This is a genomic window from Shewanella sp. GD04112, assembly GCF_029835735.1.
In the GTDB taxonomy this organism is placed as follows: Bacteria; Pseudomonadota; Gammaproteobacteria; order Enterobacterales; family Shewanellaceae; genus Shewanella.
The window spans coordinates 19,774-38,846 of the sequence record NZ_JAOEAL010000001.1; the positions used below are offsets into that span (position 1 = coordinate 19,774).

Annotated in this window: 19 protein-coding genes; 11 read left to right on the forward strand and 8 right to left on the reverse strand. The window is 48.9% G+C overall.

Features of this window, described 5'->3' with window-relative positions:
- Positions 1-11: 11 nt before the first annotated feature.
- A complete protein-coding gene (fadB, locus tag N7386_RS00080; protein ID WP_279766694.1) occupies positions 12-2,162 on the reverse strand; it encodes a fatty acid oxidation complex subunit alpha FadB in 2,151 nt (716 codons plus the stop codon).
- Positions 2,163-2,605: 443 nt separating this feature from the next.
- Between fadB and pepQ the strand changes: the two genes are divergently transcribed.
- The 4 genes from pepQ to hemG (N7386_RS00100) all read left to right on the forward strand — a co-directional run bounded on the left by pepQ (position 2,606) and on the right by hemG (N7386_RS00100) (position 6,616).
- Positions 2,606-3,925, forward strand: a complete 1,320-nt coding sequence (gene pepQ, locus N7386_RS00085) for a Xaa-Pro dipeptidase (RefSeq protein ID WP_279766695.1) — start codon at positions 2,606-2,608, stop codon at positions 3,923-3,925.
- 15 nt (positions 3,926-3,940) lie between these two features.
- Entirely contained in the window at positions 3,941-4,555 is a 615-nt protein-coding gene (locus N7386_RS00090; RefSeq protein ID WP_279766696.1) for a YigZ family protein, read from the forward strand.
- 77 nt (positions 4,556-4,632) lie between these two features.
- Positions 4,633-6,090: a TrkH family potassium uptake protein gene (locus N7386_RS00095; protein WP_011620857.1), complete on the forward strand. Its 1,458-nt coding sequence runs from the start codon at positions 4,633-4,635 to the stop codon at positions 6,088-6,090.
- A 1-nt stretch (position 6,091) separates the two neighbouring features.
- Positions 6,092-6,616, forward strand: coding sequence for a menaquinone-dependent protoporphyrinogen IX dehydrogenase (gene hemG / locus N7386_RS00100; protein ID WP_279766697.1), 525 nt, complete (start codon positions 6,092-6,094; stop codon positions 6,614-6,616).
- A gap of 54 nt (positions 6,617-6,670) precedes the next feature.
- On the opposite strand, the gene N7386_RS00105 is transcribed toward hemG (N7386_RS00100), so the two are convergent.
- On the reverse strand, positions 6,671-6,979 hold the full coding sequence (locus tag N7386_RS00105) for a metalloregulator ArsR/SmtB family transcription factor (protein ID WP_023266030.1): 309 nt from the start codon (positions 6,977-6,979) through the stop codon (positions 6,671-6,673).
- A gap of 198 nt (positions 6,980-7,177) precedes the next feature.
- Between N7386_RS00105 and hemG (N7386_RS00110) the strand changes: the two genes are divergently transcribed.
- Positions 7,178-7,732 carry a menaquinone-dependent protoporphyrinogen IX dehydrogenase gene (gene hemG, locus N7386_RS00110; RefSeq protein ID WP_088212865.1) on the forward strand — a complete coding sequence of 185 codons (555 nt, stop codon included), beginning with the start codon at positions 7,178-7,180 and terminating at the stop codon, positions 7,730-7,732.
- Positions 7,733-7,778: 46 nt separating this feature from the next.
- Here hemG (N7386_RS00110) and N7386_RS00115 read toward each other — a convergent pair whose 3' ends face one another.
- From N7386_RS00115 to def, 5 genes are read right to left on the reverse strand one after another with little or no spacing between them, the layout of a single operon-like run.
- A complete protein-coding gene (locus N7386_RS00115) occupies positions 7,779-9,221 on the reverse strand; it encodes a TrkH family potassium uptake protein (protein ID WP_279766698.1) in 1,443 nt (480 codons plus the stop codon).
- Between the two features lie 11 nt (positions 9,222-9,232).
- Positions 9,233-10,642, reverse strand: coding sequence for a Trk system potassium transporter TrkA (trkA, locus tag N7386_RS00120; RefSeq protein WP_011620862.1), 1,410 nt, complete (start codon positions 10,640-10,642; stop codon positions 9,233-9,235).
- A gap of 15 nt (positions 10,643-10,657) precedes the next feature.
- A complete protein-coding gene (gene rsmB / locus N7386_RS00125; protein WP_041412890.1) occupies positions 10,658-11,944 on the reverse strand; it encodes a 16S rRNA (cytosine(967)-C(5))-methyltransferase RsmB in 1,287 nt (428 codons plus the stop codon).
- 2 nt (positions 11,945-11,946) lie between these two features.
- Entirely contained in the window at positions 11,947-12,903 is a 957-nt protein-coding gene (fmt, locus tag N7386_RS00130) for a methionyl-tRNA formyltransferase (RefSeq protein ID WP_279766699.1), read from the reverse strand.
- Between the two features lie 15 nt (positions 12,904-12,918).
- On the reverse strand, positions 12,919-13,425 hold the full coding sequence (gene def, locus N7386_RS00135; protein ID WP_011620865.1) for a peptide deformylase: 507 nt from the start codon (positions 13,423-13,425) through the stop codon (positions 12,919-12,921).
- A 125-nt stretch (positions 13,426-13,550) separates the two neighbouring features.
- On the opposite strand from def, the gene N7386_RS00140 reads away from it, so the two are divergent.
- The 6 genes from N7386_RS00140 to hemF all read left to right on the forward strand — a co-directional run bounded on the left by N7386_RS00140 (position 13,551) and on the right by hemF (position 18,583).
- Positions 13,551-14,675 carry a LysM domain-containing protein gene (locus N7386_RS00140; protein WP_011624683.1) on the forward strand — a complete coding sequence of 375 codons (1,125 nt, stop codon included), beginning with the start codon at positions 13,551-13,553 and terminating at the stop codon, positions 14,673-14,675.
- 83 nt (positions 14,676-14,758) lie between these two features.
- Positions 14,759-15,775: a DNA-processing protein DprA gene (dprA, locus tag N7386_RS00145; RefSeq protein ID WP_279766702.1), complete on the forward strand. Its 1,017-nt coding sequence runs from the start codon at positions 14,759-14,761 to the stop codon at positions 15,773-15,775.
- A gap of 2 nt (positions 15,776-15,777) precedes the next feature.
- On the forward strand, positions 15,778-16,254 hold the full coding sequence (locus N7386_RS00150) for a DUF494 family protein (protein ID WP_011620868.1): 477 nt from the start codon (positions 15,778-15,780) through the stop codon (positions 16,252-16,254).
- Positions 16,255-16,376: 122 nt separating this feature from the next.
- Positions 16,377-16,940, forward strand: coding sequence for a type I DNA topoisomerase (locus tag N7386_RS00155; protein WP_279766703.1), 564 nt, complete (start codon positions 16,377-16,379; stop codon positions 16,938-16,940).
- Between the two features lie 138 nt (positions 16,941-17,078).
- Positions 17,079-17,645 (forward strand): L-threonylcarbamoyladenylate synthase, encoded by a 567-nt coding sequence (locus tag N7386_RS00160; protein WP_279766704.1) that lies wholly within the window; start codon positions 17,079-17,081, stop codon positions 17,643-17,645.
- A 29-nt stretch (positions 17,646-17,674) separates the two neighbouring features.
- The gene (gene hemF / locus N7386_RS00165) at positions 17,675-18,583 is read left to right on the forward strand and encodes an oxygen-dependent coproporphyrinogen oxidase (protein WP_279766705.1); all 909 of its coding nucleotides are present in this window, start codon (positions 17,675-17,677) and stop codon (positions 18,581-18,583) included.
- Between the two features lie 30 nt (positions 18,584-18,613).
- Here hemF and N7386_RS00170 read toward each other — a convergent pair whose 3' ends face one another.
- Complete coding sequence (locus N7386_RS00170) at positions 18,614-19,051, reverse strand: group II truncated hemoglobin (protein WP_023266018.1); 438 nt, start codon at positions 19,049-19,051, stop codon at positions 18,614-18,616.
- Positions 19,052-19,073 lie beyond the last annotated feature (22 nt).

Sequence of the window (19,073 nt, forward strand, 5' to 3'; positions counted from 1 at the left end):
TTTCCCGCTAATTAGGCTTGGTAGTAGCTACCGTTGTTGGCTGCAAGGGCGCGCATGGCGTCGGTGACTTGATACAAACCACCTAAGTGAGCGTATTTGTCAGCTAAGGCGACAAAGTTCGCTACGCCCATAGTATCTAAGTAACGGAATACACCACCACGGAATGGAGGGAAACCTAAACCATAGACCAAGCCCATATCCGCTTCGGCAGGTGATGCCACAATGCCTTCTTCTAAACAGCGAACAGTTTCGATAATCATTGGGATCATAGTGCGGGCGATGATTTCATCCGCATCGAATGCTTTTTGCTCACCAAAGGCGGCTTTAAGCAGCTCGTAGCTGGTTGGGTCGACATCTTTCTTTGGCTTACCGCGGCTATCCACAGAGTAAGCGTAGAAGCCTTTACCATTCTTCTGACCGAGACGTTTGTTCTCGAACATCACGTCAATCGCGTCATTGCCGGATTTTCCCATACGATCTGGGAAGCCTTCGGCCATTACCGCTTGCGCGTGGTGACCCGTATCTAGGCCGACAACGTCTAGCAGGTAAGCTGGGCCCATTGGCCAGCCGAATTGTTTTTCCATCACTTTATCGATAGCGGCAAAGTCGCCACCTTCGGCAAGCAGGCCGTTAAATCCAGCAAAGTAAGGGAAGAGTACGCGGTTAACGAAGAACCCCGGGCAATCGTTAACAACGATTGGGGTTTTACCCATTTTGCTGGCGTAGGCAACAACAGATGCGATGGTTTCTTCCGAGCTGTGCTCGCCACGGATAACTTCAACCAATGGCATTTTGTGCACTGGGTTAAAGAAGTGCATACCGCAGAAACGCTCAGGTTTCTTCATGCTCTTGGCGAGCAGGTTGATTGAAATGGTTGACGTGTTAGAGGCGATAATCGCATCTTCACTCACGTATTGCTCAACTTCCGCCAGTACTTGTGCCTTCACTTTTGGATGCTCAACGACGGCTTCGACAACCACGTCAGCATGTTTAACTGGAGCATAGTCTAGGGCTGGAGTGATGTTGTTCAGCACTTTAGCCATTTTTTCTGGGGTAGAGCGGCCGCGAGCAACTTGCGCAGATAACAGTTTTGCGGCTTCGCCTAAACCTAAATCTAATGCTGGTTGAGCGATATCCTTCATCACGATTGGCGTGCCTTTGCTGGCGCTTTGGTAAGCGATACCGCCACCCATGATACCTGCACCTAATACGGCGGCGCTTTTCACATCTTTAGCGAGCTTGCCCGCTTTCTTAGCCTTGCCTTTTACTAATTGGTCATTCAAGAAGATACCGATCAACGCTTTGGCTACATCGGTTTTTGCTAACTTGATAAATGCTTGATGCTCAATTTGCAGTGCGTCGGCGCGGCCTTTGGTCGCAGCTTGTTCGACTACGCTGACAGCCGCCATCGGTGCAGGGTAGTGTTTACCCGCCACCGCAAACACCATGCCTTTAGCCGTAGTGAAAGACATCATGGCTTCGAGTTTTGGTAAGGTCAGTGGTGACATCTTACGTTGGCGACGGGCTTGCCAATCAAGCTTTTCTGCAACTGCATCTTTTAGCATTTGAATGGCAGCGGCTTCTAAAGCCTCTGGCGCAACAACGGCGTCAACCGCACCTACTTTTAAGGCATCTTCTGGACGTTGATCTTTACCCGTGGTGATCCACTCAAGGGCGTTATCAGCACCAATTACACGTGGTAAACGCACTGTGCCACCAAAGCCTGGGATAATACCTAGTTTGGTTTCGGGTAGACCGATTTTGGCTGTGGTGTCGGCGATACGGAAATCCGTTGCCAGAATAGTTTCACAACCGCCGCCTAAGGCGAAACCTTTAATCGCTGAAGCGGTTGGGAAAGGTAAATCTTCGAGTTTGTTGAATACGGCGTTGGCCTGTTCAACCCAAGAGAGCAGTACCGCATCATCCTGTGCGAATAAGCCTAAAAATTCAGTAATGTCGGCACCCACGATAAAGGTATCTTTACCTGAGGTCAGCACTAAGGCCTGAATGTTTGATTGTTGTTTAATGCTGTCTAATGCGGCATCTAGTGAGGCGAGTGTTTCTCTGTCGAATTTGTTCACCGAACCGGGTGCGTTAAAGCACAGCTTGGCAATATTATCCTCGAGTAACTCAACCTGAATTGTAGGACTTTGGTAGATCATTGCTTGCTTCCTTTTGGCTTAAAAGTGATACCCACCATTATCTGTTGGTGTTAGTACGACTCTCTATCTCACAGCAGCTTCGGCCATCATTTGACCAGTTGTGTGCCAGTGTGCTTCGAAATTCGATAAATTACAACACCCAATTTAAACGACTGTTTAATTTCTTGTCGGCTAGAGTGAATTTTCAGCTTTGTGATACACTGCACAAAGTGTAGAAGTGCCAGATTACGCCAAAGAGTACGTGGTGGGAATTTGTACTTTAGCGGTATTACTCGCTGGCTAAATGGATAATTTTATTTTTAGAATTAAAAGCATAGGCTTAAATCGAGAATTTGCTAACCTGTGAAATCACAGGGTGTTAGCGAAGGAAAACACTGAGCCTGTATGGCTCTGTCAGATTTGCGTTTTTTTTATTAACTATCGTTCATTACAGGATATGACACATGGATCACTTGGCTCATCACTATCATGCCCACATCGCCGAGCTTAATCGTCGAGTCGCTGAAATTGTATCGCGTGAAGCATTATCAGGTTTAGTGATCCACTCGGGTCAGCCACATCGAATGTTTTTGGACGACATTAATTACCCTTTTAAAGCCAATCCCCACTTCAAGGCTTGGTTACCCGTGTTGGATAACCCTAACTGCTGGTTAGTGGTGAACGGTCGCGATAAGCCGCAACTGATTTTTTATCGCCCAGTGGATTTTTGGCATAAAGTGTCTGACGTTCCGGAGATGTTCTGGACTGAGCATTTTGAGATCAAGTTGCTCACTAAGGCCGATAAAGTTGCCGAGCTATTGCCTAGCGATATCGCCAACTGGGCGTATTTGGGTGAGCATTTAGATGTGGCTGAGGTGCTGGGTTTCACTAGTCGCAATCCTGACTCTGTGATGAGCTATCTGCATTTCCACCGTACTACTAAAACCGAATATGAACTCGAATGTATGCGCCGTGCGAACCAGATTGCGGTGCAAGGGCATTTAGCGGCAAAAAATGCCTTCTATAACGGTGCGAGCGAGTTTGAAATTCAGCAGCAGTATTTATCTGCCGTGGGACAGGGCGAGAACGAAGTACCCTACGGTAATATCATTGCTTTAAACCAAAATGCGGCGATTTTGCATTACACCGCGCTTGAGCATCAAAATCCGGCGCGCCGCTTATCTTTTTTAATCGATGCGGGTGCCAGTTACTTTGGCTATGCGTCGGATATCACGCGTACCTATGCGTTTGAGAAGAATCGCTTCGATGAATTAATCACTGCCATGAACAAAGCGCAGCTCGAACTGATCGATATGATGCGCCCGGGCGTGCGTTATCCCGATTTACACTTGGCGACCCATGGCAAAGTCGCGCAAATGCTGTTGGATTTTGAGTTAGCCACGGGCGATGCCCAAGGCTTAGTCGACCAAGGCATTACCAGCGCCTTCTTCCCCCACGGACTCGGCCATATGCTAGGCTTGCAAGTGCATGATGTGGGTGGTTTTGCCTTCGATGAACGTGGCACCCATATTCCGGCCCCTGAGGCCCATCCATTCCTGCGTTGCACCCGCATTTTAGCACCAAACCAAGTGCTAACGATGGAGCCAGGTTTGTACATTATCGACACGTTACTCAATGAGCTAAAACAAGATAGCCGTGGCCAGCAAATTAATTGGCGCACCGTTGATGAGCTGCGACCTTTCGGCGGTATTCGTATCGAGGACAATGTGATTGTGCATCTAGATAGAAACGAAAATATGACCCGCGAACTGGGCTTAGCGTGAGTTTAGGGAGAGCGAGTGCTCGAAAGTTATCTGATACCGAGTGAAAATGTGCAGATAGAAGAAGAGATAAAGCATAGCCGCTTTATCTCTTTTCTATTTCATTGTGCTAGTTTAGAACAACTGAAGTTAGTACTTACTGACATAAAGCGAGATTATCCCGGCGCCAGCCATTACTGCTATGCCTTTATCGCTGGAGCGCCTAACGACAGCATTGCCATCGGTTCGAGTGACGATGGTGAGCCAGCGGGCAGCGCAGGTCGTCCAATGCTCGCAGTATTGCAAGGTGCGAATATTGGTGAAGTCGGTGCCGTGGTGGTGCGTTTCTATGGTGGTACTAAGTTAGGCGTGGGCGGTTTAGTGCGTGCCTATACCTCGGGATTACGCCAGGGGTTAGGGCAATTGCCGACGCGAGTGAAGCAATTACGTTATCCGGCAAAACTGCATTGTGATTACACCCAATTAAGGGATGTTGAGCATCTACTGCAGCAGTTAGACGCGGTGATCATCGATAAACAATTTGCCGAAGCCGTTGATATCCATTTTGAAATAGGCAAACAGCAGCAGGGCATATTGAATGAATCGTTGGCAACTTTGAGTCAGGGCATCCTGCGCGCAGAGTTTGAGCTGTGATGCCTGCGTAAATTATGCCAAAATATGCAAAATGCTGAAAATACCTTTGCAGCCAATGGAATAATTGAACAAGCGGAATGCAATACAAAACCATAATAAGAATCATAGGTCTGCTAATTGGCCTGTTCTCCATCACTATGCTGCCGCCAGCCTTAATTGCCATTTGGTATAACGATGGCGGTGGTACTGCGTTTATTCAGGCATTTTTTGTCAGCTTATTTATCGGTTTTTGGCTCTGGTACCCTAATCGTCGCTGCAAAGAGGAATTGCGAACCCGCGAGGGGTTTCTGATTGTGGTCCTGTTCTGGACCGTTCTTGGCTCCATTGGTGCCTTACCTTTTATCTTCTCAAGCCAACCCGATCTCAGCTGGACCGACAGTTTTTTCGAATCCTTCTCCGCACTGACCACCACGGGAGCCACAGTCATTGTCGGGCTGGACTCCTTGCCTAAGGCCATTCTGTTTTATCGGCATATGCTGCAATGGCTCGGCGGTATGGGGATCATCGTTTTAGCCGTGGCGATTCTGCCAGTGCTTGGGGTTGGGGGCATGCAGCTGTATCGCGCCGAGATCCCGGGGCCCGTGAAGGACAGTAAGATGACGCCGAGGATTGCCGAAACGGCTAAGGCGTTATGGTACATCTATCTATTGCTAACCATTGCCTGTGCGGGCGCTTATTGGCTGGCGGGGATGAGCGTATTCGATGCCGTGTGTCACTCGTTTTCGACCATCGCCATCGGGGGCTTTTCGACCCACGATGCCAGTATGGGATACTTCGACAGCTCAGTGATCAACCTGATTTGTGTGTTCTTTTTGATTGTCTCAGCGGTGAACTTTAGCGTGCACTTTGCGGCATTTTCCCGCCGCGGGATCAATTTTAGAGTCTATTTTCGAGATACCGAGTTCAAGATGCTGGTGGCGATTCAGCTGGTGTTAACGGCGATTTGCTTCTTAACCCTTTATCACTCAGGGATTTATGACTCGCCAGAAGAAACCTTAGATCACGCCTTATTCCAAGCTGTTTCGGTAGCGACGACTGCCGGCTTTGGTACCGAAAGCTTCCATATGTGGCCGCTGTTCCTGCCGATTCTGTTGATCTTCTCAAGCTTTATCGGTGGGTGTGGTGGTTCAACTGCGGGCGGGATTAAGGTGATCCGGGTTATCCTGCTGCTGTTGCAAGGTTCACGCGAACTTAAGCGTCTCGTTCACCCGAAGGCGATGTTCTCGATTCGTATCGGCTCCAAGGCGTTACCTGACCGGGTTGTCGATGCCGTGTGGGGATTTTTCTCCGCCTACGCCTTAGTCTTTGTGCTGTGTATGTTAGCACTGATGGCCATGGGGCTGGATGATATTACCGCCTTTAGTGCCACGGCGGCCTGCTTAAATAACCTAGGTCCGGGTCTTGGGGAGGTAGCAAGTAACTACGCCAGTATTGGTGATGGAGCCAAATGGGTGCTGGTGGTAGCCATGTTATTTGGTCGCCTCGAAGTCTTTACCTTGTTGATTTTGTTCACGCCAACTTTCTGGAGGGATTAACATGCAGACACTAATCATCTATTCGACAATCGATGGTCAAACACTGGAAATCTGCCGCAAAATCAAAACGCTTGCCGAACAAGCGGGTGAGCAGGTGTCTTTAGTGACCTTAGAACAGGCCGAAGCCTTAAGCCTTGCCGATTTCGATAAAGTGTTGATTGGTGCGAGCATTCGCTATGGCAAACATAGGCCCGATCTCTACCAGTTTGTGAATCGTAACCATGCGGTGCTGGACAGTAAAATCAACGGCTTTTTTACTGTGAATGTAGTGGCGCGTAAGCCATTAAAGAACACGCCAGAAACCAATCCTTATATGCAAAAGTTCCTCAAATTATCCCTGTGGCAACCCCAGCAATTGGCAGTGTTTGCGGGCAAGATTGATTACCCTAAATACGGTTTATTCGACCGCACTATGATCCGCTTCATCATGTGGATGACAAAGGGACCAACCGATCTGAAGGGCACCTTCGAGTTTACCGACTGGAGTAAAGTCGAAGCCTTTGGGGCACACTTTAGCAAGCTGTAAAAATGATAAAGCCCTAGTCTCAGCTAGGGCTTTATTGTTACTGCATGACAGGATTTATACGGCGCAGTAACGGCTGTGGAGAATCGAAATCACTTGGGTGACTTGCTCATTCTTAAGCTTGTAATACACAATCTGCGAGCTCTTACGGGTATCGACTAAGTCTTCGGCTCTCAACACCGCCAAATGCTGTGATAGCGCCGATTGGCTTAAGGGCACAGTTTCATTCAGCTCGGTTACACTCAGCTCTTTATCCAGCAATAGGCACAAAATCATTAAGCGATAAGGATTCGCTATGGCTTTGAGCCATTTAGCCGCACTTTCCGCATTCGTTACCATTGCATTTACATCAATATCATTTTGCATAAGGTACTCACTTTATCGCTTTTGATTAGATAATTCTAATTGAAGGTGTTTCTATACGCAATCATACTGCTCGGCAATTCAGATCTCAATTTTTGCATTTCAGAATATGAGACAACGCTGATTTGTGATCCTATCAGGGGTTTATTTAACCAATGATTGCCACAATGGTGACATACTTTTACTGAACGGGAATACCCCATGACACGCATTCTGGTGCTTTATTTTACCCGTGGTGGCCATACGGCCAAGATAGCGAATGCGATTGCGCAGCAATTAACCCTGCGTGGTGCCAAGGTTGACTTGGTGGATATCAATAGTGCGGCGGCCACCAGAATTAACTGGCCCGATTATCAGCTGGTGGCGCTAGGGGCTTGTGTGCTCTATGGCACCTACGATAAGAGCGTATTCCAATTTATTGAGCAGAATGCGCCAGCTTTGAGTGCGTTGCCAAACAGTTTCTTCTGTGTCAACGTGGTGGCGCGTAATCCGGAGAAACGCATCCCTGAGAACAACAAATACCTGCAAAAATTCATCGCCTTATCACCTTGGACTCCCGCCGATTTGAAGATTATCGCCGGTAAGGTGGATTACCCCTCGTGGCCTTGGTACGACAGACTAATGATCCAGCTGATTATGAAAATCACCAAAGGACCAACGGACCCTAAGGCGGTGATCGATTATACCGACTGGGAAGATGTGAAGGTCTATGCCGACCATTTGCTGACCTTGGCTGAGGTTGCTGAACCCGCCTAATAAAAATGCGCTCTGTGAGCGCATTTTTAGTTTTTGATTGATACGACTAGTATTTCCAAAAGCTGGGATGGAACAGTACGGCTACGGTTAAAATCTCTAAGCGGCCGAGCAACATACCCAAAGAGAGCGCCCATTTAGCTACATCGGGCAGCGTCGAGAAGTTACCCGCTGGGCCAATGATGGGGCCAAGCCCTGGGCCGACGTTGGTGACTGCGGTAATAGCGCCGGTAAAGCTGGTCATGGGGTCGAGCCCCGTCAGCACCAGAATCACAGATAACCCAACAATCACAAACATAAACAGCAGTACAAAGGTGATCAATGAGCGCACAATATCTTCACTGATCAAGCGGTTGTTATAGCGCTCCCGGAAGATGCCATTGGGATGGCATTGCTGCTTTAACTGCTCGCGCATAATGGCGCCGGCAATTTGGAAGCGGAAGATTTTTATCCCGCCCGAGGTAGAGCCTGAGCAACTACCGACAAACATTAAGAATAAAAACGCGATATTAGCAAACGCGCCCCAGGCGCCGTAGTCGGTTAAACCATAACCTGTGGTGGTGACCACGGAAACTACGTTAAAGCTGGAGAGGCGCAGCGCGTCGATAAGGGCGATGTCCCTCGTTTGCCACAGCCAGAAGCCAATAAAACAAGACACAAAAGTGAGGAAAAACAAGAAACCTTTAACTTGTGCATCGTTCCAAACAGTTAAGTCTCGCTGCTGGATCATCTGCACAAACATCAGCAGGGGTAAGCCACCCGCCGCCATAAACACAACACCAACCCAATGGGCCGAATTTGAAAACGCCGCCATCGAGTTATCAGAGGTCGAATAGCCCCCCGTCGACAGCGTGGTCATCGCGTGGTTAATGGCTTGAAACCAAGTCATGCCAGCAAGATGGTAGGCAACGCAGCACATCACGGTCAGCAAGATATAGATAAAAAAGAGATGCTTAGCCATGTTTTGGGTGCGTGGCACAGCCTTATCGCTCCAATCCGATGACTCGGTGCGGAACAGCCGCATACCTCCGACGTTTAAGAAGGGCAGAATCGCTACCGCCATCACGATAAAGCCGATACCGCCTAGCCATTGCAACAACGAGCGCCAGATTAAGATACTGTGGTCCATAGTATCTAAGCCCGAGAGCACGGTTGAACCTGTGGTGGTAATGCCGGACATGGTCTCGAAGAAGGCGTCCGTATAGCCAATGCCGTGGTACAAGGTAAACGGCATGGCGGCAAACAGGCTCACGATCAGCCATGTGAGGCTGGTGAGCAGAAACATATCGCGAATATTGAGGTTAATGGTTTTGCTTTGGCCGTTATGCAAACAGAGGCTGGCGCAAATCCCAGTGACTAAAGCCGACAGCATGAAAGCGCCCACGGTTTCCTCACCGTTGAACACGGCAAGGAGCAGGGGCGCTAACATAAAGGCTGTTAACATCGACAGAAACAGCCCCAAAATAAACAATAGCGGTCTAAAGTTCAGCATAAGATGTTGACTTAGAAGAAGAAAGCGCTAGGTTGGAACAGTTTCTCGACTTCGCCGACAAACTTTTTGTTCACGAGGAACAGAATCACGTGGTCCCCTTGCTCAATCACTGTCTTGTCGTGGGCCATCAGTACTTCTTCATTACGTACTATGGCGCCAATGGTGGTTCCCGGCGGCAGCTTGATATCGCCAATCGCCTTGCCAACAACCTTGGATGTGCTGGAGTCGCCATGGGCAATAGCTTCAATCGCTTCGGCGGCGCCGCGGCGTAAGGAATACACGTTACAGATATCGCCTTGGCGGATATGGGTCAATAAGGCTGAAATCGTCGCCTGCTGGGGTGAAATCGCGATATCGATATTGGCTTCCTGCACAATATCTACGTAGGCTTCGCGCTGGATCAGTACCATCACCTTTTTCGCTCCCATGCGTTTAGCGAGCAGGGCGGACATGATGTTGGCTTCATCGTCGTTGGTGACGGCAATAAACACGTCGGTTTGGTCGATATGTTCTTCGAGCAGCAACTCTTGATCTGAGGCGTCACCACAAAAAACTGTGGTGTTTTCAAGCTGTTCTGAGAGCGTTTCGGCGCGTTCGAACTTATGCTCAATCAGCTTGACTGAGTGGGTGCGTTCGAGGCGTTTAGCCAAGCCTAAGCCGATGTTACCACCTCCCGCAATCATGATATTGCGATAGGAGTTATCTAGCTTTTGCATCTCACTCATCACCGCGCGGATATGACGACTGTCGGCGACGAAAAACACTTCGTCATCGGCTTCGATAATCGTGGTACCGCGGGGCATGATAGGGCGACCTTGGCGGAAAATTGCCGCCACCCGGGTATCAATATTCGGCATATGTTCGCGTAGCGCGGCCAAGGCGTTGCCGACCAAAGGGCCGCCGTAATAGGCGCGAACCGCAACCAAACTTAAGCGGCCTTCGGCAAATTCGAGCACTTGCAGCGCCCCAGGATATTCAACCAAACGTTGAATGTAAGCGGTCACTAACTGTTCAGGTGCGATAAGCTCATCGATCACAAAACCGCCGCGGGGACGTCCCTCGCTATTTTTGGTTTCACTGTCGATAAATAATTTATCGCGCATCGCGAGATAAGGCTCGGAGCGAATACGGGCGATTTTAGTCGGTGTACCAAATAGGCTGTAGGCCATTTGGCAGGCAACCATGTTGCATTCATCGCTGTTGGTCACAGCAATCAGCATGTCGGCATCTTCGGCGCCTGCTTCTTTGAGTACATCGGGGTGGGCACCGTGGCCCGCCACGACGCGAAGGTCATATTTATCCTGCAGGGCGCGTAATCTGGATTTGTCGCTATCGACTATGGTGATATCGTTGTTTTCACCCACCAAATTTTCGGCCAAGGTTCCCCCGACTTGACCCGCACCTAATATGATAATTTTCATGGCCTTGCTTACTTCCTAATGGGTCGCTTTCAATAAACGGGCGTAATAAAACCCGTCCATGTTGTGTTGTCCCGGCGTGATTTGCCAACCTATATCTTGGCTTGAAGCCTGCTGGGCAAGAGTGTCTAGCTTAGCATCTGCGGTTCTGGCTAAAAATGCACTAATTTGGTCTCGATTTTCCTGCGGCAAAATAGAGCAAGTTGCATACAGGAGTGTGCCACCGGGTTTGAGCCACTTCCAGCAGTGATCGAGAATTTGTCTTTGCAGCTCGGCCAGTTCTTCGATGTCATGGTTTTTGCGTAACCACTTTATATCGGGATGACGGCGAATAACGCCCGTCGCCGAGCAAGGCGCGTCGAGTAAGATACGATCAAACTGTTCGCCCTGCCACCATGAGTCGATATTGGCCGCATCGCCATGAATAACTTCCGCTTTTAATGATAAACGGTCAAGGTTCTGTTGCACGCGTTCCAGTCGTTTAGCATCGAAATCGACGGCGACCAGCTGGATGCTGGGTTCAAGTTCGAGTAGATGGCAACTCTTACCGCCCGGTGCTGCACAGGCATCGAGAACCAGTTCATTGGCTTGCGGAGCCAGCAGGGTTGCGGCCCATTGGGCGGCGCCATCTTGCACCGATGCCGCGCCTTCGTGGAAGCGTGGCAATGTCGCCACATCCTTAGGGTGGGCAAGCAAGATGGCATCATCACTGAGGCCCGCACTGGCTTCTATCTCTAGCTCACTCAGGGCGGCAAGATATGCATCGCGGCTCTGGGAGAGGCGATTGTTACGTAGCCACATTGGTGGACGCTCATGGCTTTGCTGGATTATTTCTTGCCAATTATCGGGATAAGCGGCTTTTAAACGCTTAATTAACCAGCCCGGCGTGTTGTAGCTTAAGGTCTCTGACTCAGTGCTTAGCGGCGTTAATTGGCGCTGAATATTACGCAGCACGCCATTGACGACCTTTACCATGCCCTCAAATTTTAACTGACGGCAGGCCTCGGCGGTTTCTGAGATAGCGGCATGGCTTGGAATGCGGGTGAAGTAAAGTTGATAACAGCCAACAATTAATAGCTGGTGGATGATCCTTTGCTTACCTTTAAGCGGCTTGGCCAAACACTCGGCCACGCGTTTTTCGATCTGCGGCAAGGTGCGCATCACGCCGTAGCATAGCTCTGCGAGCAAGGCTTTATCTTTACCACTGGCAAGATGCTTTTGCTGTTCTGGCAGGGCAACTGAAAGTGACACGCCTTTCTCTAAGACTTCGAAGATGGCTTTGGCCGCCAGTGCACGCAAGTTCATCATTATTGCGCCTCGTTATTAAGACGAGTGTTTGGGGTAAACCAATCGCCGCGGGCATTGAGTATGTCGGCCACGCTGAGCGGTTTTTTACCGGGTAATTGCATGCTGAGCAGAGTTAACACTCCATCGCCAGTGGCGACTTCAATGCCTTTTTTACTGGCGCTGATAATAGTGCCGGGTGCGGCATTACTGCTGCTGGTGCTGACTTGGGTCTGCCATACCTTGATGGTATTGCCTTGGTGTTCAAAATAGCTCACAGGCCAAGGATTGAAGGCGCGGACTTCTTGCCACAATTGAGTCGCTGATTTGCTCCAATCGAGTCTCGCTTCTTCTTTACTGAGTTTTTCGGCGTAGTTCGCTAAGGCTTCATCTTGTTTCTCGGCCGTTAGCGTGCCGTTGGCTAAACCTTCGAGTGCTTGAAGCAGCGCGTCTGGCCCTTGAAGAGCTAACTTCTCGTAAAGGGTGGCGGAAGTATCATCATCTTCAATCGGCAAGTAGGTTTTCAGTAGCATGTCGCCGGTATCTAGGCCGACATCCATTTGCATGATAGTCACGCCGGTTTCTTTATCGCCTGCCCACAACGCGCGTTGAATCGGCGCAGCGCCGCGCCAGCGTGGCAGAATAGAACCGTGAACATTGATACAGCCTAAACGCGGCGTGTCGAGCACTACTTTAGGCAGGATTAAGCCGTAGGCGACCACCACCATAATATCGGCATTGAGGGCGGCAAGTTCTTGCTGCGCGGGTTCTTTACGCAGTGAACCTGGCTGATAAACCGGAATGTCGTGGCTGACTGCGAGTTCTTTAACTGGGCTGGCGGTGAGTTTTTTACCACGCCCTGCGGGTCTGTCCGGCTGAGTGTAGACGGCAATCACATTGTGATGTGAGTTGATCAGCGCCTGTAAATGGCGAGCGGCAAAATCCGGTGTTCCGGCGAAGATGATATTGAGTGGTTTCAAATCTGATCCTAATGCTTATTTGGCGTCCTGTCTGGCCGCTTTTTCAAGTTTCTGTTTGATCCGTTGGCGCTTCAATGGCGACAGGTAATCGACAAATAACTTACCTTTCAGGTGATCCATTTCATGCTGAATACAAATAGCAAAAAGCTCATCGGCTTCAACTGTGAATTCATTACCGTGTCTATCCAGTGCTTTAACGGTAACAAACTCGGCGCGGTCGACCTTGGCATAGATACCTGGGACTGACAGACAACCCTCTTCGTTACAGAAATCACCGCTACTGGCAATAATTTCGGGATTGATAAAGACTTTAGGACGATCGACCTCGTCTTGTAAATCCATCACGATCAGTTGTTTATGATAGTCAACCTGGGTTGCTGCCAGACCAATGCCTTTCTCTTGGTACATGGTCTCGAACATATCATCGATTTGCGTTTGCAACTCAGCAGTAAACTCTGTGACCGGGGTCGCTTGAGTTCGCAATCTTTCATCGGGAAAGCGTAAAACTTTTAATAGTGCCATACTTAAACTCTTAACAAGTCTGTCAAATCTCAATCAGTTGGTTATACTGACTGAGGCTAATGGGCTAATTTTAATCTTTAGTGCCTATCAATAACAGTAAAAGCTCGATTTAAGAGCTAAACAACATGGACCGCACCATGAAACGGCTAATTTTACTTGCGTTAATGACATTTAATTGCACGTTGGTTTCCGCTGATACACTCACGCTGAAAGCAGGGCATCCTGAGTCATATGTGGTAAAGAAGGGCGATACCCTGTGGGATATCTCGGCCACCTTTTTAAATGACCCTTGGAAGTGGCCACGTTTATGGGATGTTAACCCCCAAATTGCTAACCCTCATTTAATTTATCCTGGCGATCAGCTCACTTTAGTCTTTATCGATGGTCAACCCCGATTAGTGCGTAATGGCGCTAACGAGGGAAAACCCCATATTCGCAAAACCCCTGAGGGACGCGTGATTGCTAAGAGCAATGCGGTGCCTGCGGTTGATTTAGCGTTAATCCAAAACTATCTGGTGCAAAACCGTGTGGTCGATGCCGACTGGTTTGCACAGCAACCTATGGTGCTCGCGGGTGAGAGTCCTTCACGTCACCATGTGGTTGGCGATGTGATTTATATCGATAGCGAACTGCCCTTAAACCAAAAGCTGGGTATGTATGAACGCGGTCGTGACTTCTTCAACAAACAAACGGGTGAAGCCTTAGGACAAGAAGCGATTCTGGCGTCTACTGGCCAAGTTATTGAATCTGGCAAAGTGTCTAAGGTCAAAATCCTCAGCAACTACCGTGAAACCAAGGCGGGTTTTAGGGCGTTGCCTATGGAAGACGAAGCCCTGATGTCAGCCTATTTTACGCCAAAACCTGCCGAGCTTAAGACGCCGGCGGCCGTACTAGCGATTGAGTCGAAAATGCGCGAGGCGGGTAAGCTCAATGTGGTGTACTTAGATAAAGGCACGCAGGATGGTGTTGAGCCGGGTGAAGTGTTCTCCATTTACCGCGATGGCGAAGAAATTGTGATTAATAACGATGGCCAACCCGTACCTACTACCGAGCGCACCGCCTATGACAATGTGGTGGCGTCACTGTCGTCAGATCGCGCCATCAAGATGCCCGATATTTACCATGGCAAACTCTTAGTCTTTAAAGTGTTTGATAAAGCGAGCTTAGGTTTGATTGTCTCGACTGAACGTTCTGTACGTGTCGACGATAAATTAATTGCGCCAGACTCCTTAGCCTTTAGAGGTGAATAATCCCTGAACATTTGGTCGATTGGTTAATTGTTAATGCGGTATCTGGGCTAGGACCCGCTCGGACACAACAATTATTAACACACATGGATGTGGACGACCTCAGGCAAAGATTGGAGCATGAGAGGCACTCGCTCCCTTTGTCTGATAATCTACTCCATAGCTTAGTCATTGATTATCAAAGGGTCGATGCCGCCCTCGAATGGCAACAGCAGTCTGAACTACACCACCTCGTTTGTTTTACCGATCCCCTTTATCCTCCATTACTCAAACAGTTACCCGATCCTCCAAGCGTCTTATTTATCAAAGGCTGTGTTGAGGCGCTCTTGTTCCCATCGCTTGCGATAGTGGGGAGCCGTAATGCGTCTCCCGGTGGATTACAGGTTGCTTATCAGTTAGCTCGAGAGATGTCCGCGCTAGGATTTAATATCTGTAGTGGCATGGCGATGGGGATAGATGGTGCGGCCCATAAAGCCTGTGTTGACCATGGAGGAAGAACGCTTGCGGTGCTGGGAACTGGGATTGATATTATTTATCCGCGTCGACATAAGCAGCTTTATGAGGATATTCAGCACCAAGGCTGTATAATAAGCGAGTTTTGGCCGGATATCGGGCCTTTTGCGGGCAATTTCCCGAAACGAAACCGCATTATTAGCGGTCTTTCTATAGGTACGCTGGTGGTAGAGGCTTGCCGTAAGAGTGGTTCGCTCATCACCGCTAGGTTGGCCATGGAGCAGGGGCGTGAGGTCTTTGCGGTTCCGGGCTCGATTCTCGGCGGCTTTCATCAAGGCTGCCATGATTTATTACGGGATGGGGCAAAACTTGTGGAGAGTGCGGCCGATATAGTGGAAGAGCTGGTAAGTTTGACGGCTTTTCACCTTGAAGAAGTCAACACTCGCCACCATATACAGCAAGGTGAGATTTGTGATTTGCCATTTTCATCGCTGTTAGCTAGTGTAGGTTATGAAACTACAACAATTGATGCTGTAGTCGAACATAGTGGGAAAACGATAGATCTGGTGTTAGAACAAATGCTTGAACTTGAGTTGCAAGGTTGGGTTGTTGCAGTACCCGGTGGTTACGTCAGAGTAAAGAGGAGCTAGCCATGTTTGATATCCTCATGTATCTATTTGAAAACTATGTTCACAGTGAAGTTGAACTGTTAGTGGATGAAGACGAGTTAACCAAGGAACTCACTCGTGCTGGTTTTCACCAGTCAGAGATTTTGAAAGCCTTAACTTGGTTGGAGCGTCTGGCTGAGTTGCAGGAAGGGGATAAGCCTTACCTGTGCAATCATGATCAGCATTCATTTCGGATTTACACCAAAGAAGAAATGGAAAAGCTGGACGTGGAATGCCGTGGATTCCTGCTATTTTTAGAGCAAGTGAAAGTGCTGAATGTTGAAACCCGTGAGATGGTGATCGACAGAGTCATGGAGCTCGATGAGCCTGCCTTGATCCTCGAAGATCTTAAGTGGGTGATTCTGATGGTGCTCTTTAATGCGCCCGGCCATGAGTCCGCCTATGAGCAAATGGAAGATTTAATTTTTGAGCAGCCTGAAGAAGGTCGGCTACATTCTTAAGCGTTGCGATGTGATGAATAATGAGAAAGGAGGCTAGCCCTCCTTTTTTGATGCCATAAGCTTGTTAATACCTGTGTGGTGAGTTATCTGCGGATTAGACGCAATGACTGGTGGTAATGATTATGTCTAAGATCGATGAACAACTATTTAGTGCCCATGAGCACGCACTGGAAAAAGAATACGAGCTATGCCCAGAGTGTGGCAGCGAGTTGTCGGTAAAACATAGCAAACATGGGAGTTTTATTGGTTGCAACAACTATCCCACCTGCCAATATACCCGTCCTTTAGTGCAGCATGAATCGATTGAAACCCAAGTGATTGAAGGTTCCAAGTGTCCCGAGTGCGGGCATGAGCTGGCGGTCAAATCGGGGCGTTTTGGTATCTTTATCGGTTGCACTCAATATCCCAGTTGTACCCACATAGAAAGGCCTGATCAGGAGAGTGATAAACCTGAGGTGGCATGTCCCGAATGCAAAACCGGCAAGCTTGAGCATCGTACCAGCCGTTTTGGTAAGAGTTTTTATGCCTGTAGTGCTTATCCCAAATGCAAATTCATCGTGAATTATCCTCCCGTTGCTGAAACTTGCCCGAGTTGTGGCTTTGGTATTTTAGTCGAGCGCAAAGGGGCCGCGGGGATGCGTTTAGAATGTCCGCAAAAAAGCTGTAAATACAAACGCGCGCTTTAGTGTGATCTGGTTCTAAAGATTTGGTCGTATAAACACCCTTGGGTATAATCCCCCATCGACCACGGATGGGGTGGCCAAGCGCTAAAAAAGCCAAAACGTGTTTGTAGAAATCGATTCAATTCATAAGGTGATATTAAGATGTTACAGCTGCACCCATCTGAAATTAAAGACATAGTGCTAAACGGTGGCGTTATCGCCTATCCCACTGAAGCCGTTTATGGTTTAGGCTGCGATCCTGACAACGACACCGCCATCCAAAAATTACTCGCGGTAAAGCAACGTCCTTGGCAGAAGGGGCTTATCTTAGTGGCGAGCGAGTTTTCCCAGTTAGTGGATTATGTCGATGAGTCACAGCTGAGCGCCGAGCAACTCGAGTTTGCTTTTTCTAAATGGCCAGGCCCCTTTACCTTTGTAATGCCGATTAAGCCGCATGTTTCGCGCTATTTATGTGGTGAGTTTGATTCTATCGCCGTGCGCGTCTCTGCCCATGAAGGTGTGCGCGCCTTATGCCAGGCCTTAGGTAAACCGCTGGTCTCGACTAGCGCCAATTTAGCCGGTGAAGATCCCGCGCTCAGCGATGATGAAATTCTTAATGCCTTTGAGGGTAAGATTGATGCCTTAGTGTTAGGGGCATTAGGCGAACAGCGTCAACCCTCCACCATTATTGATGCCCGCAGCGGTAAGATATTACGTAACGGACAATAACTGATTTATAACGCAAAGGATAAAAGCAGATGAGCGTGCCAGATGCGACAGTGGTAAAAGCATTTTTACTCGATCTACAAAATCGAATTTGTGCGGGTCTTGAGCAGTTGGATGGGCAAGCAAGCTTTGCGGCCGATTCATGGACGCGCACCGAAGGCGGTGGCGGCACCAGTCGTGTCTTAACCCAAGGTGCGGTATTCGAGCAAGCCGGGGTGAACTTTTCCCATGTAACAGGTGCAGCCATGCCCGCATCGGCAACGGCTCATCGCCCAGAATTGGCCGGTCGCAGCTTTGAGGCCATGGGCGTCTCTTTAGTGATTCATCCTAAAAATCCTTATATTCCAACTACCCATGCTAATGTGCGTTTCTTTATTGCCCATAAAGACGGCGCGGATCCCGTTTGGTGGTTTGGCGGCGGTTTCGACTTAACGCCTTACTATCCTTTCGAGGAAGACGTACGTGAGTGGCATCAAACCGCTAAAAATCTGTGTCTGCCCTTTGGCGACGACGTATATCCTAAATATAAGAAGTGGTGTGATGAGTATTTCTTCCTGCCACATCGTAACGAAACCCGCGGCGTGGGCGGATTGTTTTTCGATGACTTGAATCAAGCTGGCTTCGATAAGAGTTTCGATTTTATGCAAGCGGTGGGGAATGGCTTCTTAACCGCTTATGCGCCGATTGTTGAGCGCCGTAAAGAGACGCCCTATGGCGAGCGTGAGCGTGAGTTCCAGTTGTATCGTCGCGGCCGTTATGTTGAGTTCAATCTGGTATACGACAGAGGTACCTTGTTCGGTCTGCAAACCGGTGGTCGCACAGAGTCTATTTTGATGTCAATGCCGCCATTGGTTCGCTGGCAATATGCTTATACGCCAGAGACGGGTAGCCCTGAGGCAGACCTTTACGATAACTACCTCAAACCTCGAGATTGGGTATAAGCACGCTAACATGAGTCGCGTAATCGTACTTTATTGATTACGCATATGATCAGCCAGAGTTGAAATCGCCTCATAGATAGCGGCGCGATGCTCTGGCTTTTTTATATGTTTTTCAATGGCAAACTTCATGCAAAATAGCCATTGATCCCGCATTGTCTCATCAACAGCGAAGGGCATATGCCGAGCCCGTAATGCGGGATGACCATACTTTTGCTGATACAGCTGCGGACCGCCGAGCCAGCCACTTAAAAATTCATAGAGCTTCTGCTCCGACTCCGCAATCGGCGCACGGTGAATTGCGAATAAGGCTTGTGTTTCTTCTGAGCTTGCCATTTTCTGATAAAAACTATTGGCAATCGCGCGGATCACTTTGTCGCCACCAATTAAATCATAGGCATTTGACTGATTCGGATCCCTGTCATCCGGCACGCTTGTGTGTTTACTAAAAATCTTTTTAAGCCAGTTCATAGGTCTAACTGCATTGCTGTCT

What these genes read in the sequence shown, in the direction of transcription:
- fadB (WP_279766694.1), bottom strand. Translation starts at nt 2,162, where the DNA reads ATGATCTACCAAAGTCCTACAATTCAGGTTGAGTTACTCGAGGATAAT.
- pepQ (WP_279766695.1), top strand. Translation starts at nt 2,606, where the DNA reads ATGGATCACTTGGCTCATCACTATCATGCCCACATCGCCGAGCTTAAT.
- N7386_RS00095 (WP_011620857.1), top strand. Translation starts at nt 4,633, where the DNA reads ATGCAATACAAAACCATAATAAGAATCATAGGTCTGCTAATTGGCCTG.
- hemG (WP_279766697.1), top strand. Translation starts at nt 6,092, where the DNA reads ATGCAGACACTAATCATCTATTCGACAATCGATGGTCAAACACTGGAA.
- N7386_RS00105 (WP_023266030.1), bottom strand. Translation starts at nt 6,979, where the DNA reads ATGCAAAATGATATTGATGTAAATGCAATGGTAACGAATGCGGAAAGT.
- hemG (WP_088212865.1), top strand. Translation starts at nt 7,178, where the DNA reads ATGACACGCATTCTGGTGCTTTATTTTACCCGTGGTGGCCATACGGCC.
- N7386_RS00115 (WP_279766698.1), bottom strand. Translation starts at nt 9,221, where the DNA reads ATGCTGAACTTTAGACCGCTATTGTTTATTTTGGGGCTGTTTCTGTCG.
- trkA (WP_011620862.1), bottom strand. Translation starts at nt 10,642, where the DNA reads ATGAAAATTATCATATTAGGTGCGGGTCAAGTCGGGGGAACCTTGGCC.
- rsmB (WP_041412890.1), bottom strand. Translation starts at nt 11,944, where the DNA reads ATGAACTTGCGTGCACTGGCGGCCAAAGCCATCTTCGAAGTCTTAGAG.
- def (WP_011620865.1), bottom strand. Translation starts at nt 13,425, where the DNA reads ATGGCACTATTAAAAGTTTTACGCTTTCCCGATGAAAGATTGCGAACT.
- N7386_RS00140 (WP_011624683.1), top strand. Translation starts at nt 13,551, where the DNA reads ATGGACCGCACCATGAAACGGCTAATTTTACTTGCGTTAATGACATTT.
- dprA (WP_279766702.1), top strand. Translation starts at nt 14,759, where the DNA reads ATGGATGTGGACGACCTCAGGCAAAGATTGGAGCATGAGAGGCACTCG.
- N7386_RS00150 (WP_011620868.1), top strand. Translation starts at nt 15,778, where the DNA reads ATGTTTGATATCCTCATGTATCTATTTGAAAACTATGTTCACAGTGAA.
- N7386_RS00155 (WP_279766703.1), top strand. Translation starts at nt 16,377, where the DNA reads ATGTCTAAGATCGATGAACAACTATTTAGTGCCCATGAGCACGCACTG.
- N7386_RS00160 (WP_279766704.1), top strand. Translation starts at nt 17,079, where the DNA reads ATGTTACAGCTGCACCCATCTGAAATTAAAGACATAGTGCTAAACGGT.
- hemF (WP_279766705.1), top strand. Translation starts at nt 17,675, where the DNA reads ATGAGCGTGCCAGATGCGACAGTGGTAAAAGCATTTTTACTCGATCTA.
- N7386_RS00170 (WP_023266018.1), bottom strand. Translation starts at nt 19,051, where the DNA reads ATGAACTGGCTTAAAAAGATTTTTAGTAAACACACAAGCGTGCCGGAT.